This is a genomic window from Streptomyces sp. NPDC088745, from assembly GCF_044751045.1.
Taxonomy (GTDB): domain Bacteria; phylum Actinomycetota; class Actinomycetes; order Streptomycetales; family Streptomycetaceae; genus Streptomyces; species Streptomyces cremeus.
The window spans coordinates 1-16,216 of the sequence record NZ_JBIVLB010000028.1 but is presented as its reverse complement, the minus strand read 5'-3'; the positions used below and the strand labels follow the sequence as shown (position 1 = coordinate 16,216).

At 66.7% G+C, this 16,216-nt stretch carries 16 protein-coding genes and 2 pseudogenes; 9 read left to right on the top strand and 9 right to left on the bottom strand.

Annotated elements, in window-relative coordinates; genetic code table 11:
• Positions 1–549 precede the first annotated feature (549 nt).
• Positions 550–2,202 (top strand): lytic transglycosylase domain-containing protein, encoded by a 1,653-nt coding sequence (locus ACIP93_RS37225; protein WP_401766782.1) that lies wholly within the window; start codon positions 550–552, stop codon positions 2,200–2,202.
• 305 nt (positions 2,203–2,507) lie between these two features.
• Positions 2,508–2,633 (top strand): hypothetical protein, encoded by a 126-nt coding sequence (locus ACIP93_RS37220; RefSeq protein WP_401766780.1) that lies wholly within the window; start codon positions 2,508–2,510, stop codon positions 2,631–2,633.
• 79 nt (positions 2,634–2,712) lie between these two features.
• On the opposite strand, the gene ACIP93_RS37215 is transcribed toward ACIP93_RS37220, so the two are convergent.
• The gene (locus tag ACIP93_RS37215; protein ID WP_401766778.1) at positions 2,713–3,108 is read right to left on the bottom strand and encodes a transposase family protein; all 396 of its coding nucleotides are present in this window, start codon (positions 3,106–3,108) and stop codon (positions 2,713–2,715) included.
• Here ACIP93_RS37215 and ACIP93_RS37210 point away from each other — a divergent pair.
• Positions 3,028–3,288, top strand: a complete 261-nt coding sequence (locus ACIP93_RS37210) for a hypothetical protein (RefSeq protein ID WP_401766845.1) — start codon at positions 3,028–3,030, stop codon at positions 3,286–3,288. The two genes, ACIP93_RS37215 and ACIP93_RS37210, sit on opposite strands and share 81 nt — an antisense overlap.
• Before the next feature lie 285 nt (positions 3,289–3,573).
• Here the strand turns inward: ACIP93_RS37210 and ACIP93_RS37205 are convergent, their stop codons facing one another.
• Complete coding sequence (locus tag ACIP93_RS37205) at positions 3,574–3,777, bottom strand: hypothetical protein (RefSeq protein ID WP_401766776.1); 204 nt, start codon at positions 3,775–3,777, stop codon at positions 3,574–3,576.
• A gap of 200 nt (positions 3,778–3,977) precedes the next feature.
• Here ACIP93_RS37205 and ACIP93_RS37200 point away from each other — a divergent pair, with 200 nt between their 5' ends.
• The gene (locus ACIP93_RS37200; RefSeq protein WP_401766773.1) at positions 3,978–6,167 is read left to right on the top strand and encodes a GAF domain-containing SpoIIE family protein phosphatase; all 2,190 of its coding nucleotides are present in this window, start codon (positions 3,978–3,980) and stop codon (positions 6,165–6,167) included.
• 219 nt (positions 6,168–6,386) lie between these two features.
• Here the strand turns inward: ACIP93_RS37200 and ACIP93_RS37195 are convergent.
• Together ACIP93_RS37195 and ACIP93_RS37190 are read right to left on the bottom strand one after the other, a co-directional pair.
• Positions 6,387–7,548, bottom strand: a pseudogene (locus ACIP93_RS37195) (IS3 family transposase).
• A 442-nt stretch (positions 7,549–7,990) separates the two neighbouring features.
• Positions 7,991–8,437 carry a peptidoglycan-binding protein gene (locus ACIP93_RS37190; RefSeq protein WP_401766770.1) on the bottom strand — a complete coding sequence of 149 codons (447 nt, stop codon included), beginning with the start codon at positions 8,435–8,437 and terminating at the stop codon, positions 7,991–7,993.
• 312 nt (positions 8,438–8,749) lie between these two features.
• Here ACIP93_RS37190 and ACIP93_RS37185 point away from each other — a divergent pair, with 312 nt between their 5' ends.
• The gene (locus tag ACIP93_RS37185) at positions 8,750–9,070 is read left to right on the top strand and encodes a hypothetical protein (RefSeq protein ID WP_401766767.1); all 321 of its coding nucleotides are present in this window, start codon (positions 8,750–8,752) and stop codon (positions 9,068–9,070) included.
• Between the two features lie 100 nt (positions 9,071–9,170).
• Here ACIP93_RS37185 and ACIP93_RS37180 read toward each other — a convergent pair whose 3' ends face one another.
• Positions 9,171–9,743, bottom strand: a complete 573-nt coding sequence (locus tag ACIP93_RS37180; protein ID WP_401766765.1) for an HD family hydrolase — start codon at positions 9,741–9,743, stop codon at positions 9,171–9,173.
• Between the two features lie 23 nt (positions 9,744–9,766).
• Here ACIP93_RS37180 and ACIP93_RS37175 point away from each other — a divergent pair.
• Positions 9,767–10,051: pseudogene (locus tag ACIP93_RS37175) on the top strand (transposase family protein); the annotation flags it as partial.
• Positions 10,052–10,400: 349 nt separating this feature from the next.
• On the opposite strand, the gene ACIP93_RS37170 reads toward ACIP93_RS37175, so the two are convergent.
• Positions 10,401–11,267, bottom strand: a complete 867-nt coding sequence (locus ACIP93_RS37170; protein WP_401766762.1) for a class I SAM-dependent methyltransferase — start codon at positions 11,265–11,267, stop codon at positions 10,401–10,403.
• 320 nt (positions 11,268–11,587) lie between these two features.
• Here ACIP93_RS37170 and ACIP93_RS37165 point away from each other — a divergent pair, with 320 nt between their 5' ends.
• Positions 11,588–11,713, top strand: coding sequence for a hypothetical protein (locus tag ACIP93_RS37165; RefSeq protein WP_401766760.1), 126 nt, complete (start codon positions 11,588–11,590; stop codon positions 11,711–11,713).
• A 141-nt stretch (positions 11,714–11,854) separates the two neighbouring features.
• On the opposite strand, the gene ACIP93_RS37160 is transcribed toward ACIP93_RS37165, so the two are convergent.
• Both ACIP93_RS37160 and ACIP93_RS37155 read right to left on the bottom strand, forming a co-directional pair.
• Positions 11,855–12,280, bottom strand: coding sequence for a tautomerase family protein (locus ACIP93_RS37160; RefSeq protein WP_401766758.1), 426 nt, complete (start codon positions 12,278–12,280; stop codon positions 11,855–11,857).
• A 40-nt stretch (positions 12,281–12,320) separates the two neighbouring features.
• A complete protein-coding gene (locus ACIP93_RS37155) occupies positions 12,321–13,025 on the bottom strand; it encodes an SDR family oxidoreductase (protein WP_401766755.1) in 705 nt (234 codons plus the stop codon).
• Between the two features lie 176 nt (positions 13,026–13,201).
• On the opposite strand from ACIP93_RS37155, the gene ACIP93_RS37150 reads away from it, so the two are divergent.
• Positions 13,202–13,837, top strand: a complete 636-nt coding sequence (locus tag ACIP93_RS37150) for a TetR/AcrR family transcriptional regulator (protein ID WP_401766753.1) — start codon at positions 13,202–13,204, stop codon at positions 13,835–13,837.
• Between the two features lie 35 nt (positions 13,838–13,872).
• Here the strand turns inward: ACIP93_RS37150 and ACIP93_RS37145 are convergent, their stop codons facing one another.
• The gene (locus tag ACIP93_RS37145; protein ID WP_401766750.1) at positions 13,873–14,403 is read right to left on the bottom strand and encodes a winged helix-turn-helix transcriptional regulator; all 531 of its coding nucleotides are present in this window, start codon (positions 14,401–14,403) and stop codon (positions 13,873–13,875) included.
• Positions 14,404–14,459: 56 nt separating this feature from the next.
• Here ACIP93_RS37145 and ACIP93_RS37140 point away from each other — a divergent pair, with 56 nt between their 5' ends.
• Entirely contained in the window at positions 14,460–16,034 is a 1,575-nt protein-coding gene (locus tag ACIP93_RS37140; protein WP_401766747.1) for an MFS transporter, read from the top strand.
• Positions 16,035–16,216 lie beyond the last annotated feature (182 nt).

Sequence of the window (16,216 nt, the reverse complement as noted above, 5' to 3'; positions counted from 1 at the left end):
GCCAGCGTCAGTGCAAGGCTTCCTGCTATGTAGCGCAAGCTCCCCGTCGGTCTGAGTTGTCTGTGCTGATATGGCGATGACTTATGTGTCGTCATTTCCGTTTTTTCTCAAGTGAGTTCATGCCGCGCCACAGCAAGTGGGTCCTGTGCGCGGCCGCCATCCGCACGGTTGCAGGGGCAATGCATCTTCACATGTTGATCACTTCATCCGCCGTCTTCAGGCACAGAGGGTTGTTATGGATTCGTGACGTTATGTGATCCTTTACCTTGCACTTACCGATGGCAGGGCAAACGATGGACGTAAAGAGCGCATAAGTAAACGATCCGTCACTCTCAGTGGTCAAAAGATGTTCTCTGGGGGGATCAAAGTGATCCACTCGTGATCTAGCAGAGGCGCAGGTTCCTAGCGCGCTGGCGAAAGTCCCGAACCGGCATAACATCTGGTCCGCCTGATCGCTGTTGCGGAGATTCTCCGCACTCGTACCTTCCGTACGACCTGTGCGCGGCCCGGCTCCTCTTATCAAGTCACCGCGTAGGGACAGCACTTCTCGTGAAGCAGTACAAAGCGCTCGCGCACCTCATATCCCGGCATGGTCTGTGCTCGGTCCTGCTGGCGACGACACTGTCGTCGGCCGTCGCGGCCTCGCCTGCCGCATCGGAGCCAGCTCCGAGCGCTTCCAGTGCTCAGTCGCAGCCACGTGGCTCGGGCCGCATCGAACTACCTCACATCACCGCCAACAGCCCCCTGCCAACGCCCCCCACGATGCCGTCCGCCGGCAATTCGGGTATCCCCGGCACCGCTCTGGACGCCTACAAGGTTGCAGCGGAGTCGGTGAAGGCGGCGTTGCCCAACTGCCACCTGCCATGGGAGCTGATCGCGGGAATCGGACGGGTGGAGTCAGTGCATGCGTCCGGCTACGGATTGCGGACCGGCGGCTCCACCGAACGCCCCATTCGCGGTCCTCGGTTGGACGGCAAGAAATTTGCGCTCATTAAGGACACCGATGCCGGCCGCTGGGACGGTGACACAGAGTTCGACCGTGCGGTGGGGCCCACTCAGTTCATCCCCTCGACATGGGCGAGCTGGGGTGCCGACGGCAACGCCGACGGCTCTCGTGACCCCAACAACATCTACGATGCGGCCCTGGGCACCGGCCTCTACCTCTGTGCAGGTGGTCGCGACCTGTCCCAGACGAACGACCGTGAGTCCGCGGTGCTCAGCTACAACCACTCGCGTGAGTACGTAAATACGGTGCTTGGCTGGATGCAGACTTACCAGCAGGGCCATGTCTCCGCAGTACCCGATTCCAGGACGGCGGAGGTGCCCGCTGCGGACACCTCGCCCGCCCAGCGCAGCACGGTGGCATCCGTACCCCGCAAGAGCGCACAGACAGACGTTGCGCGGCGCGCTGGCAAGCCCGAGCCAGCAGCCACTCCCAAGCCCGCATCCACCCCCACCACTCCTCCACCTCCGCAGCCGGTACCGACCAGGCCCACCCCCCAGAAGCCCATGCCGTCGCCCCTCGCGCGGTTGAGCCACCTCGATTCCACACAACTTCAAGCCGACCAAGGAGGGGTGTTCCTCGCCAGCCCGGTATTCCGTGCCACGACTGCATCCGGCACCCCGATCGCCGGAGCCCGGGTCCACTTCGACATCGTCGGTGACACCGAAGCGCGTTTCACCAACGGGAAACGCCGCGCGTCCGCTCTCACCAGCGCAAACGGGATCGCCGTCGTTCCCAAGATGAATGCGGGGAGCGCGGCGGGAACGTTCAAAGTGCGGACTACGGTCATCGAGAACCCTCAGCTGCAGGGAGAGATCGATGCGTCAGTGCGGCCTGCCGCGGACACCTTGAGAATGCACACCACCACCGCTCTGACGGCAGTCGTGGGCGGCTTCTTCCCGCAGGGGTCCGCGATCGAAGCCACGTTCCTGGGCCGTCCGGCCGCGGGCATCACGCTGACGATGAGCATCGGGGCGTACCGCGGGGACGCTGCAGAGTCTCAGAGGGAACCGTTCTTCGAGGACGAGGGCGGACGTCCCGCCGCCACCCTGAACCTTCCTGCCACGAGCGCCGATGGCTTCGTCCAGATGCCTCTACTTCATGCGGGTACCCAGCCGGGCCTCTACAAGCTCACGGTAGCTGCCTCGAATGGGACTTCCCTCGTCACGATGCTGGACGTCAGTCCGGTGTCTCCGTGACGCACTGAGCCATTTCAGAGTGTCTACTGGGCGCCCGGCAAGTTAGCCAGGACGAAAGGGTACCCAGGCTCAGCGGGGATACCGTCGTATGGAACGGGTTGGGGCTGCATGAGACCTAAGGGCTCGCAGAAGAACAACATGCGGACGAACAACGCGCTGACCTGCTGTGTCAAGGCCCAGAACCTACAGGTTGATTCTCTGCGAGCCCTAACGAGCTCGTGTGCGGTAAGCGGTGAGATGTCGAGGGGCAGTTCGGCCTGTGGTTTTCACCCGCGTGGCTCCGGTGTCAGGTCGACGCTCTGCTGATGGCTGAGGAGGCCGGTGATGGCCTGGGTGGTGTCGCTCATGTGTTCTCGGCGACCGAGGTGACGGGCCGGGGCCCGCCAGTTCTTGAGGTGGGCAATGCCGTGCTCGACTGGGATGCGCCGTGAGGAATGTGCCTTGCGCTGCCGTTCGTGCCTGTCTTCGTACCCGTCGGGGCGTTCTTCCTGGGCTTGCGGTGCGGAGATGTCACCACCTGGCCGCCGGTCTGGGCGCCGAGTCCCTAGTAGCCGGCGTCCCCGAGGACCACCCCACCACAGCTCCGTCGGCGGGGAGTTGGACCAGGCCGAGCTGGCGGGCGTGAGTGATGTCCGGGCAGCTCGCAGGCCGGGTCGGGCTGCACCACAGCACACGTCCGGAGTCGTCGGTGACGATCATGGACTTCACGGCGTTCTGCTTGTTCTTGTCGGAGATGGACTTCTCCCGGCCCCTGCTTCCGGCCGCGGGGCGCCGGACACGGATTTTTGTGCCGTCGATGATTCCGGTCTTCCCGCTCTTGCCGAGGTGGCTGACGGCCTCGGCAAGGGTCCGCAGCCGGACTCCTCGGCTGACGATGCAGTCCGGCTCGGCAAGCAGGGGCCGCACCTCGTTGACGGCACGGGTAATGGTGGAGCGGTCTATGCCGAACTAGCAGGCGAGTACGTCGTGGGTGGCTGCATGGCGCAGGTGGATCAGGGTGGCCGGCAGCCGGTCGACGAACACCAGCTGGTGCTTCGCACCAGCCCCACGGCACGCTTCCGTTGCCGAGAAACGAGCCGGGCCTGATGGCGAGCGTGCCACAACGGGCCCACCTCAGCGACGGGTTCGCCGATCACATCGGCCGTCAGGCCGGTGATCCGGCGGTTGCTGATGATCGCTGCCCGACCCACGTTCCCCACTACCCCTCCATGGTGGGCCAGGAAGGCCTCGACGCCTCACCGCTTACCGTGCACGAGCTCATTAGGGCTCGCAGAGAATCAACCTGTAGGTTCTGGGCCTTGACACAGCAGGTCAGCGCGTTGTTCGTCCGCATGTTGTTCTTCTGCGAGCCCTTAGTAGCTCGTAATAGGATCATGAGTGGGCCTTCTTGAGGTGGCGCCAGCAGATCAGGCTGCAGGCCAACGAGACGATGGCATCGTGGAGTTCGAGGCGTTGTTCCCAGCGCACGGCGAGGAGCTTGAACTGGTGGAGCAGGGCGAAGGTCTGCTCGACGACGTAGCGGAGCTTGCCGAGGCTCTTGATGTTGGGGGCGCCCTTGCGGGAGATCACGGGCATGTGGGCAAGGCCAGAAAGATCTCTGGGCTAGGCCCGCCGACCCACGGACGCGGTGAAGCAGCCATGTGGCAGCAGGACCGGGTCACATCGGTTTGGCAAAGAAGGTGGTTGCCGGGCGACAAATGTTGCCGTTGTGGTGGACACTGCCCAGAGGAATCAGCCGGCCTACCGGCACAGCGCCGGTAGGAGAAGCGCCCATTGTGATCACGCCTGACAGCAGACCCGGGGACATCCTGGGCACATCTCAGCCGACCGGGCTGCCCGCCGACGTGCTGCCGGCGGTCTTTGAACTACTGCCGGACGCCGTCACCGTGAGCGTGGCCGTACGTGACGTCGACGGGCACGCGGTCGACATGCGGCTGGTGTACATGAACGCCGCCGCCCGCGCCGGACAGCCGGACCGGACGGCTCCCCTGGGCGGCCTGTGCAGCGAGCTGTGGCCGCAGATGGTCGAGAACGGGACCTTCGCCGCCTGCATGCGTGTGTTGGACACCGGCCGCTGCGAGCAGGGAGCGTTCACCTGGACACAGACGAGCACGTACCGGGCCGCGGACTACGAGTACCAGGCGCTGCGGGTGGAACCGGACCACCTGCTGTGGGTACTGCGTGACAACAGCGAACGGGTCGTGCGGGCCGAGCTGACCGCCGAAGTCACCGCCGCCCTGGCTGCGGCCGACACCGTTGACGATGTTCTGACCATACTCACGACGCGCATCATGCCCGCCGTGGGAGCCGTGGTCGGTGCCGCCGTCCTGAGTGAGCCCGGCAGCGACTGCTACACGGTGCGCCATCTCCACGACTCCGACCGGGCCACCGAATTGCCCGCCCCCTTCGCGGTCGACGCCCCCTACCCCATGGCGCACACCGCACGGACCGGGCAGGCCCTGTTCTTCGCCGATCCGGCCGAACGGGCCCTCGCCTTTCCCCAGGCCGCCCATTTCTTCAGCGAACGCCACCAGTCCACGGCGGTACTGCCTCTGGGCGTCGGGGACCGCCTCTTCGGCGCCGTCAGTTTCCACTTTCCCGTACGCCATTCCTTCGCCCCGTCCGAACGGACCTTCCTGGGCGCTCTGGCAGGACAGTGCGCCCAGGCCATGGACCGCGCCCGGCTGCTGCGCGAATTCGCCGACAAGCAGGCACAGCTCCAGGCCCTGTCCGACGTCAGCCGCGTCCTGGCGACCTCCCTGGACCCGGAGACCACCTTCGCCAACCTCGCGGCCACCGCTGTGCCGCGCCTCGCCGACGGCTGCCTCATCCACCTCCTCGACGACACCGGCCAGCCCGCCCTCGCCGCCCTGGCTCACCGCGACCCCGCCCAGGAGCAGGCATTGCGCGCACTGCTGCACGAGCACCCGCCGCGTCTGGACGCGGAGGGCGGCATCGGAGCGGTGGTCCGCACCGGCCGGTACGAACTGGTCACCGACGTCGCCCACACCCTGGACCGGTTGGCACGCAGCGCGGACCACCACGCGGCGTTGCGTGCGCTGATCCCCGCGGCATCCTGGCTCGCAGTTCCGCTCAAGCTCGCCGGATCCGTCATCGGCGCCATGGTCCTGATACAGGCCACCCCGGCGCAGACGCCGTTCACCGAACGCGACATCCCCTTCGCTCAGGAACTCGCGCACCGCGCAGCTCAGGCAGTCGACAACGCCCGCCGCTTCACGGAACAGAGGCGGGTCGCCCACACCCTGCAGGAGAGCCTGCTGCCGGCCGGCCTGCCGCAGCTGCCCGGTGTCGACCTCGCCGCCTGCTACCACCCCGGGGAGCGGGGCAGCCTGGTCGGCGGTGACTTCTACGACATCGCCCCCGTCGGCCCCGGCAACTGGGCGCTCACCATCGGTGACGTGTGCGGCAAGGGCCCCGAAGCCGCGGCGCTGACCGGTCTGGTGCGCCACACCGCGCGCGCCGCTCTACACGCTCAGAGCAGCCCTGCCTCCGTGCTGAAGGCCGTGAACCGCGCCATCATCGCGGACCGCCCCACTCAGCGCTTCTGCACCGTGGCCCACGCGTTTCTCGACCTCACCGGCACCCCGGCCCGCCTTTGCCTCACGCTGGGAGGTCACCCGTACCCCCTGCTGCGCCGCGCGGACGGCACCATCACCGCCCTCGGCACGGCCGGCACACTCCTGGGTGTCCTGGACGAGCCCCGCCTGCACACCACCGAACACGAGCTGCACCCCGGGGACCTTCTCCTGCTGTATACCGACGGTGCCACCGAATGCCGGGGACCGGACGGCATGTTCGGCGAGGACGGCATACGGCGCAGCCTGACCCGCACCCGCCACGCCTCCGCTGCCGCGACGATCGACGCACTGAAGAGCGATGTCATCGGCTACGGTCCTACACCTCCGAACGACGACCTCGCGATCCTTGCTCTGCGCCTGAGCTGAGCTTTGCGCTTGAGGGGGCCTCAAATCCACTGGGTATAGCTTTCCCTGAGTGAGATCGCCTCGGCGGGTTGCTGCTGTCCGGGATCGTTCGCCGGATCGCCGTGTCCAGGGTTCAGGGCTGGGAGGCGGCGAAGGTGTCGTGGCTGGAGGAGTTGGAGCGACGCGAGACTGCTGCGCGGAATCGGTCGGGTCTGCTGCAGCTTCAGGTGACAGGTTCAGTCACACGGCCTGGAGGGCCGGTGTGGTCATGACGGTCTCGTATTCGATGGGGGTCAGCCGGGCGAGGGCGGCTTGTCTGCGGCGTCGGTGGTAGGTCCTCTCGGTCCAGGTCACGATCGCGATCCGTAGTTCTTCGCGGGTGGTCCAGGTGCGGCGGTCGAGGACGTTCTTCTGCAGAGGCTGAAGAAGGACTCCATGGCCGCGTTGTCCCCGGCCGCCCCGATCCGTCCTATTGAGCCGGTCATCCGGTGGCGGCCGAGCGCGCGGACGAATTTCCTTGATCGAAATTGGGATCCGCGGTCGCTGTGCAGGATGCAGCCAGCCACGTCTTGCCGCCGGGCGGCGGCGTTGTCCAGGGCGTTCACGGCCAGGCGGGACTTCATCCGGCTGTCGATGGAGTAGCCCACGATCCGGTTGCTGAAGATGTCCTTGACCGCGCAGAGATACAGCTTCCCTTCCCCGGTGGGGTGTTCGGTGATGTTGGCGAGCCATAGCCGGTTCGGCGCGTTCGCGGTGAAGACACGGTTGACCAGGTGGTCGTGGACCGGTGGGCCGGCCTTCTTGCCCCGGCCGCGTTTCTTGCCGAACACGCTCCACCACTGGTTGTTCCGGCAGATCCGCCACGCGGTGCGGTCGGCCATGGCGGCCCCTGCCTCGCGGGCCTCGTCGGCCAGGAAGCGGTAGCCGAACTCCGGATCGTCTCGGTCGGCGTCGAACAGGGCGTTCGCGCGATACGCCTCCTCGATGACGGCACCGGGCACCGGGTGGTCGAGCCAGCGGTAGTAGGGCTGTCTGGCGAGCTTCAGTGCCCGGCACGTCACCGCGACGGGCACCCCGCCCACGGCCAGCTCCTTCACGAGCGGGTAGATCCTTTTCCCGGGAGATTCGCCTGCGACAGATAGGCCGCCGTCCGCCGCAGGACCTCGTTCTCCTGCTCCAGCAGCTTGATCCGCCGACGGGCTTCCCGCAGCTCCGCACTCTCCTGGCTGGTTGCTCTCAGCCGGGCCCCGTCGTCGATGTCCGCCCGGCGGATCCACTTCTACAAGGTCATCGGATGGACCCCGAAGTTGGCGGTGACCTGCTCGATCGTCACACCCGGGTAGCGGTTCTTCGGGACCTGCACGACGTCCTGGCGGAACTCTTCCGGATAAGGCTTGGGCACAGCGTCATCCTTCCCACCCGCCCCGCAGGGCAAGTCAGTTCAGACGTCACCCGATCGTGCGGCAGACCTTTTTGGTGCCCGGTCTCGAAGGCGTAGTACGACCGTAAACGGAAAGGAGGACAAAGGACACCAGCAAGCCGCTCCACCCTCGCCCGGCGCCGCGGCAACGTCCTGTGGGCCATGATCCGCGACAAGGACACCGGTCTCTGCCGCACCACTTCACCCGGCAACCGCTCATCGTCGTACGAGTGGGTATGTCGTGTGAAGCAGGCCGCCGGATCGCCGGCTGCTGGCACCGACGCCCCTGCGCAGGGTCAAGCGCCCAATACCCCTGCATGCCAGAAGCCACTTGCGCCCCTGCCCTCGGCCGCATGACCGAGGGCAGGAACACACTTTCCGTTTTTCACTCCTGGAGCTACGCGCCGAAGCCGCAGCTACCTGATCAGCAGCCGGTGGCGTTGTACCGCCAGAATGCGGCCCTGGTCTGAGTGCCAGCGATGCCATCCTCGGCACCGGCGTTCTCTCCTACAGCATTGAGGAACCTCTGCAGCGCCCTGATCGTGTTGGGCCCCACGGCGCCGTCAACAGTACCGGCGTTGTGCCCCCACGCATTGAGCATTCGCTGCGCCGCCATCCAGCTCTGTGTGCCCAGCTGTCCGTCCTCAGCACCGGCATTGAAACCCCAGGCGTTCAGGCATTCCTGCCAGTTCTGGGCCCGCTCCTTGTTCAGACCAAGATTGTTCACGGCCATGATGGAAGCGCTCTGGCTCACAACCGCGTGGGTCGCGGCCTGAGGTGCCGCAAAGCTGGTGCTGGCGCCCAGGAGGCCGCCGGCCGCGAGTCCGGCGACGGCCGTCGTAGTGACAAGAGCTCTGACCAGGGAACGCATTGTCTCCTCTTTCCGTTGAGGGGAAGGCGCATCTGAAGCGCCCCTCTGACGTACTCGATCGGGAACACCTGATGCCGGAGAACTGATCACTTACTGCCGAATCAGGCGCTCTCCAGGGAGATTAGATATCCCACAGGTCTGCGGCATCAGGGATGACCCTGATGCTTGCACTCGTCGGAGGGAATGGCTGAATTCATAAAAAATATTTGAAGAATACGCAGAGATCACGGCCGAAAGATGCCTGGACCACGGAGAATCCGCACCCACTACCGACGTCGGCTGACGTGGATTCCACCCGTTGCAGCAGATCGGGTGAACCGAGGCAGCAGCTGTCGGCAGCACGTACATCGTGAGGCGCAGCAACATCAGGCCACTACCCTCGGCGGCACGCCCACCACCAGCCTTCTCGGGGCGGCGCTGCACGAGCTGTTCGGCACGGTTGTCCTGGCCCGGGTCTCCGCCACCGCCTGGCAGCGCCCTGCCCCGCTCGCGGGCCCGGCCCCGAAGCCGAGCCCGCGCTCGGGCCGCGGCCACGTCATCCGGCACGGAGAGGTCCACGGGACACAGGTGATCCGGATGACCGACGCCGACGTCGTCAACTGGCTCGCCGACCCGGGCGACCCCGCGAACTGACCTTGTCCGGCACACCACGGGCCCCGGAGATTTCCGGGGCCCGCCTCGGGGGTACAGCGTTCAACGAGGCCTCGCTGTTCGCGTTACAGGATGGAACTCATCAGTGAAGGAAGTTCTTCTGCCACTGGAGCGAGTCCATGCTCAGCGCGGCGTCGGCGAGGGCTTTCGCGGACGGTGTCTTGAGCAAGGCGAGGCTGGTGTCGATCCAGTTCTGGGTGAGGCTGTAGCCCTGCTCCCGGTACTCGACTGCCTGGACCAGGCATTCGAGCTTGTCGGCGTCGCGGGCGACGACCGCCTCCGGTGTTTCGCCGGCCTCGTACTCGTCGACGGCGCTCTGCACGCCGGTGCGTACGGCCGGGTGGGCGTTGGCGACCTGGTCGGCGGTCACCTCGCCGTTCGGGGCGGCCTTGATGTACCTCCGGCCGATGTGCGGGATGTCCCCGACCCGCGTCTCCTGCGAGTCGTGGAACAGGCACATCAGCGCGACCCTCGCGGGGTCGGCGCCTTCCATCATGGCGAGCACCGAGCCGATCACCCCGACGCGGAAGGAGTGCTCTGCCACGGACTCCGGCTGCTTGTTGCCGGTGAACCACCAGCCGGTCCGTGCGACGCGCTTGAGCACGCCCATCTCGGAGATGAAGCTCGCGGTGCCCTGGGTGGTGTCGTCGGCCATGCGGTCCTCCGGTGTCAGCGGGTGTGATCGAAAACGTAATGGACGTGGGTCAGTTCGCGCCTGGATCTTCCCGAGAGTGCTGCCCCGTCCAGGAGCTGACCGGTCCGCTCGCGGGATGGACCGGTCATGCTGCACGAGGAGGGGTCTGGAAGCGGGCCGCGGGTGCCGACGCCCGCCACCAGCTGGTGTTCGTCGACCGGCTGGTGGCCACGCTGATCCATCTGCGGCACGACCTGCCGCATTCGGTGCTGAGCCTGCTGTTCGGCGTCGACCGCTCCACCCTCACCCGTGCGTTCGCAGAGAAACGCGGCGTGCGCGTCCGGACCGCGGACCTGGACAAGGGGTAAGCGGCCCGGCTCGCCGCCGGGTTCGGCGGGTGGACAAGGGTGCCAGGTTCAATCCTTGCCGCCTGGTTCGCCCCTGTGACGATGCAGTGCAGTTGGCCAATGAGCGGGGCATACGTCCCTGGTCAGGGCGTTCTGACGCTTCGTAGTTGGCAAGAGCGACGCAGGCTAGTTGGCAATCAGTGGCCCCGAAGCCGCAGGTGTCCCGTCGTACTCCAGATGGCAGGTTGCAAGGCCCTGACCTGCAAGGCTGTCAGATGATCTGAAGTGCGGTCCGGCGCCATTCTCAGATGAGTTGGTCTCTGCGGAAGCCTCACGTGGTCGGCACACATGCGGGTTCAGCGGGGTCATTCCTCCAGACGAAGACCTCGGTGCTCGGCTGGCGTTCGGAGAACTGGCCCGAAGGGGAGGCCTCCCGCAGTAGGCGATGCAGGTCTGACTCGAAGTCGTCGCGGCGCGTCCCGAACAGGTGCGGAGCCGAGAACGACATCGAGAACACCCCCGCAACGAGGTCGTCAGCCGTGCGTTCCAGCGGTTGTCCGCCAGGAACGACGTGACGCTCGGGACCGGTGAATCCCGCCCGGGCGAGCACTGCGGCCTCACCGCCGGGTGTTCCCTGCGGCAGCAGGCTCCGGCCGGCTCGTCGGACCGGTCCGAGGTGATGCCTGACCAGCTCATCGATCGCCGCATAAGGCGCCGCTGGATACGGAAGACCGTCGACGGTTCGAGTCTCCGTCTTCAAGTCGGAGATGTGCACCAGTGCCCCGCCGGGCTGGAGCATCTCCCTGGTGCTCGCTGCCACCAGGTCGCGATCCATCCAGTGGAAGGACTGGCCAAAGGCCGCGACGGTGAACGTTCCAAGTCCTGCAGGCAGATCCTCGGCCCGGGCCTGGACCCACTGCGTTTTCTCAGTCACTCCGCGCTCGGCGGCTTCGCGAGTGGCTTCCGCGATCATCCCCGCGTCCGGGTCCACGCCGACGATCTCGTTGAACAAGTGCGCCAGGCTCAGGCCGAGGGTGCCCGGTCCGCATCCCACGTCGATGAGGCGTCCCCGCCCGTCGAGTCTCAGAACCTCGGCGAGCACCTCCGTCAGCCCGGGGGCATAGGGCAGCCTCCCGCGCCGGTAGTAGGTGGCCGTACCTGAGAACAGTGTGTCGTCCCACTCCCAGCCAGCAGCCATACCCGCCCACTACCCTTCACAGAAATCACAGTCCGGCGGCCCGATGATTCCACGGCTCGATGGCGCGAATTGGCCAGGGTCGATGCGAAGGACTGCGAATCTGCCAACTGGAACGCGACGGGATAGCAGGTCAGTGCCGTCCGGGTGGACCCTTTCTGGGCGTTTGCCAACCACCCTGCTGAATTGTCAACTGTGTTGCGTCGCCATAGCACCATCCTGTGGAGCAGGAGGAAATCTCTGGCCTGTGTCCACAGGCTGGCGGGTCGAATCTGCTGGGACATCGCCGTGACCGGCGCGGCGCCCGCAGTCGAGGAGACCTCATGCCGTACCTGATCCTGCCCCGTACCCCGCTGACACCCGAACAGGTGGAGCGCGGCTTCGACTACCTCCTGGCGCTCCTCGCCCGAACTATCCTCCGGGTCCAGGGAAGGTCTCCTCTTGCCTGAATGTGGGAACGGTCCAGTATGGAGCGGCCGTTGGTGCGTGAACTGCACGAAGCAATGAGTACGGGGCTCTGCTCGCTGTTGGCCAGCCGGTGCCAGGCGGCGGCCGTGCCTGGCACCAAAGCGTGCGCGGTCGTTTTGGGCTCAGTAGGGGATGGGCCGGTTTTCTTCGACCCAGAGTTGGTGGGCTTCGCTCTCGGGTGGGGGCGGGGCTATGCCGTCGAGTATCCAGAGGTCGCGTGGGGTTTCGTCGATGTGGAACTCGCAGTACAGGCCGCGTTCGGTGGTGTGGGGGGCGAGGATGCGTGCCAGGATCTGGCGGGTCCTGGCCCGGGTGTCGGGGTCTTTGGTGTGGACGGCGATGTGGTCGGCTTTGATCCTTACGGATGTGGCCGAGGGCTCGCCTCCGATGAGGAAGGAATCTGCGTCGATCTCCTGGAAGACGGTGACGACGTAGAAGGCCGGTAGGTTCCCGTACCGGGTGTAGAAGCCGGTGATGTCGGCGGAGAACTGCTTCTTCTGCTGGGGGGTGTAGGTGCCGGGCGGGTGGTAGATGGTCCAGAGCGGCATGTGTTCCTCCGGGTGGGGGCGTTGGAGTGCGGGCTGGGGCTCAGCGGCGCAGGGCGGGCAGGACGAGGTCCTCGACCGGGCCGGCGAGCGCTGCCTTGAACGTGCGGGTGACGTCGTCGACGAGGACCTCGCTCTCGCCGTTCTCGACGCCGTCCAGGACGATGCGTGCCACGTCGGTGGGCGCGATCTTCTGGGTGGGGATGGCCGCGACCATCTCGGTGTCGGCGAAACCGAGGTGGACGCCGACGACCTGGGTGTGCTGTGCGGCGAGTTCGATACGCAGGGAGTTCGTCAGCGACCACAGGGCCGCCTTGGAGGCTCCATAGGCGCCGCTGCCCGCTGCCCAGGACAGGAACGAGTGGATGTTGACCAGGGCACCGCCGCCGTTGTCGGCCAGGACAGGGGCGAACGCCTGGGCGACACGCAGCGGGCCGTAGACATTGGTGTCGAAGGTGGCGAAGACCTGCGCGAGGTCGCCAGTGAGCAGGGGAGCCGGGTGGAGCACGCCCGCGTTGTTGATGACGATGTCGACGTCGCGCGCCCTCTCGGCCACGTCGGCGACGGAGTAGCCATGGGTGACGTCGAGGAAGAGGGTCTCGAGGCGGGGGTCGTCGCTGGGGTGCGGGTCGCGGGCGGTGGCGTACACCTTCCTGGCGCCCCGGGCCAGGAGTTGGTCTACGAATGCCTTGCCGATGCCTCGTTGGCCACCGGTGACCAGGGCGATGGAACCTTCGATTGCCGTCATGCGCGTTCCTCGTGTGAGTCGTGTCAGGGCGCGTGTGATCGCGCCGCATGGTGGTTCGATCACGCGTGCAGTAGCCACACATTAGATGATTCTCATCATCTAAAATAGGGTGGTGCTGCCGTAGGCTGATCAGCGCGCGGCTGACAGGCCGGGAACACGGGAAAGAGGGCGCGGGCATGCCTCGTATGTCGCGAGAGGTGACGGAGCAGCACCGGCGGCAAGTGGTCGAGAACACATCACGGCTGATCCGCGAGAAGGGGCCCGAGCGCGTTACCGTGCCCGAGGCGATGGCCTCCGCGGGGCTGTCTCATGGCGGGTTCTACCGGCACTTCGCCTCGAAGGACGACCTCCTCGCCCAGGCGCTCACGGCGGCATTCACCGAGCGCCGCACCGCCATGGACCAGATCGCTGAGGAATCGACCGCCCCTGACGCCCCGCCAGCGCACGACGCTTTTCTCGCTGTGTACCTCTCGGAGCTGCACCGGGACCATCCCGCCGACGGCTGCCCGGCCGCCGCCGTGGCCGCCGACGCGGCCCGCGCCGAGCCCGGCTCCCCCCTGCGCACGTCATTCACCGCGGGCGTACGCGATCTCGCGGAAGGGCTCCACCGGCTGAACGGCAGCTCCGGACGCGACGCCGACGCGGGCGACCGCCCGCTCGCCGAACTGGCCCTCCTCGTAGGCGCCGTCCTGCTCGCCCGCGCCAGCGACGACGCCTCCCTCTCACGCGACATCCTGGACGAAGCCCGCGGCCTTCTGCGCGACCGCACCGCCCAGGAGCCCGCACTCCCCGAAGAGCCCTTCGCAGGCTGACACCGCGGCCAGCCGCGAACGCCGCCCCCTTGCGGCTACCGGGCCTGATCGTCGGCCGCGGGCCGGGAGGTGGTGAGCCGCGCCTCGGTCTCCTCGATGCTCACGTCATGGCCCGCCGCGCACCGCACGGCGGGCAGGAGTTGCTCGCCGCATCCGGCGTGCGCGAGTTCGACTCCGCCCCGCCCGCCGTCCGTCGCGCTTCCCCAGTTCATCAACGCGACGAACAACGGAAACAGGGAACGTCCCCGCTCGGTCAGCACGTACTCGTGCCGGGTGCGCGCGCCCGGCACCCGGTAGGGCCGACGTTCCATCAGGCCGTCGGCCACCAACTGCCGCAGCCGCTTGGAGGCGACCGTCTCCGCGAGACCGGTACGCCGCACCAGGTCGTCGAAGCGGCGCCCGCCGTAGAACGCCTCCCTGACCAGCATCATCGCCGAACGGGTACCGACCACATCCAGGGACCGCTCCATGGCGCACCAGCCGGCCGCCGTGAAGGCATCCCGGTCGGCGAAATCGCCCGTGCGCGTGAATACCGTGTCTTCATCTTGCAGGTCAGCGCGTTCCATGCACTCATCCTAACCTGGCTAGCTTTCTCACAAGTCAGACTGCTACCTTCCTGGCTATGCAAAACAGCAGCCAGCCATCCGGTGCGAGCACCGCACCTTCCCCCGCCGCCCCCACCACCGCGATACCCGCCCACCCCTGGCGCGGAGTGGTCACCGTGTGCCTCGGCGTGATGATGGCGTTCGTCAACGTCTCCTCCACCATCGGCACCCTCGGCGCCATCCAGCAGGACCTGCACCCGTCCGCGAGCACGCTGGTCTGGGTGACCAGCGCCTACTCCCTGGTCATCGCCACCCTGGTGATGTTCGCCGGCACCCTTGCCGACCTGGTCGGACGCCGCGCCGTCTTCCTCGGCGGAGCAGTGGTGTTCACCGCGGGCAGCCTGCTGGCCTACGCCGCCGACAGCGCGGGACTGCTGATCACCGCACAAGCGGTCATGGGCGTCGGCGGCGCAGCGGTCCTTCCCGCCAGCCTGTCGATCGTCAGCCACTCCTTCACCGACCCCCACCAGCGGACCAAGGCAATCGGCGCATGGGCCAGCTGCTCCGGCCTCGGCCTGGCCGTCGGCCCGCTCGGCGCCGGACTGCTGCTCGGCAGCTTCAGCTGGCACGCCGTCTACCTGATCGACGTCGTGATCGGCGCGATCACCGTGATCCTGACACCCTTTATGGTGCCCGAGACCAAACACCCGACCCGGCGCCTGGACCTCGCCGGCGTTCTGCTGGGAACCGTCATGATCGCGTCCGCGACCTACGCCATCATCGAGGGCGGCTCCTCCGGATACACCTCGGGCCGCATCCTCACCATGTACGGCGTCTTCGCCGTCTCCCTCGTCCTGTTCCTCACCGTCGAGGCCCGCCACCACGACCCGATGCTGGACCTGCGCCTCTTCCGCAACCCCTCCTACACCGCCGTGATGGGCGTCGCCGCGGCATCCATGTTCGGCTTCGTCGGCACATCCCTGCTCACCGTCCTGTACATGGAACGCGTCCAGCAACTCTCCGCACTGGCCACCGGCGTCCGGCTGCTGGCCATGTTCGCCACCTACATCATCGTCAGCGCCCTCGCCGGCCGCCTCGTCCAGAAGGCCGGCTTCACCCTCATGCTGACCGCGGGCCTCGTCATCCTGGGAGGCGGCGCACTCGCCCTCCTGGCCATCGGCCCCTTCACCGGCTACGACGCGCTCTGGCCCGGCCTCCTCATCGCAGGAATCGGCTCGGCCCTGCTCACCGCCCCCTCAACGGCCGCCGCCGTCAACAGCGTTCCGCGAATGCAAGCCGGCATGGCCAGCGCGACCGTCAACATGTTCCGCCAGATCGGCTCCGTACTGGGACCCAGCATCCTCGGAACCATCGTCACCACCAGATTCCCCCGCTACCTCGAAGAGCAGCTGATCACCTCAGGCATACCAGTCCCCGACGCCTTGAGGATCACCAACGGCGCTGTCCACGGCGACAGCCCGGCCTCACTGCCGACGGAACTCGCCCACACCGTCACCGACGCCGCAGCACGCGCCTTCACCGACGCCGTACACCTCGGACTACTCATCGGCGGCATCACCCTGCTCATCATCGCGATCCCCACAGCAATCTTCGTACGGCACCGCAACGCCCCCACCTCTGCAGCTAACTGACGCACAGCACGAACCCAAACAACCGTCCCGGCGAACGCGGCTTGCCGCGCTCACCGGGACGGTTCGCAGATGATCCAAACGAAACGGCCTAGTACTGCAACGGTGCTTTTCCTGATGGTTGGGCAGGTTCGGGTGGTGTGTGGCCGCGGCATTTGTAGTGGCTGATCCGGGCTTGGTGCTGT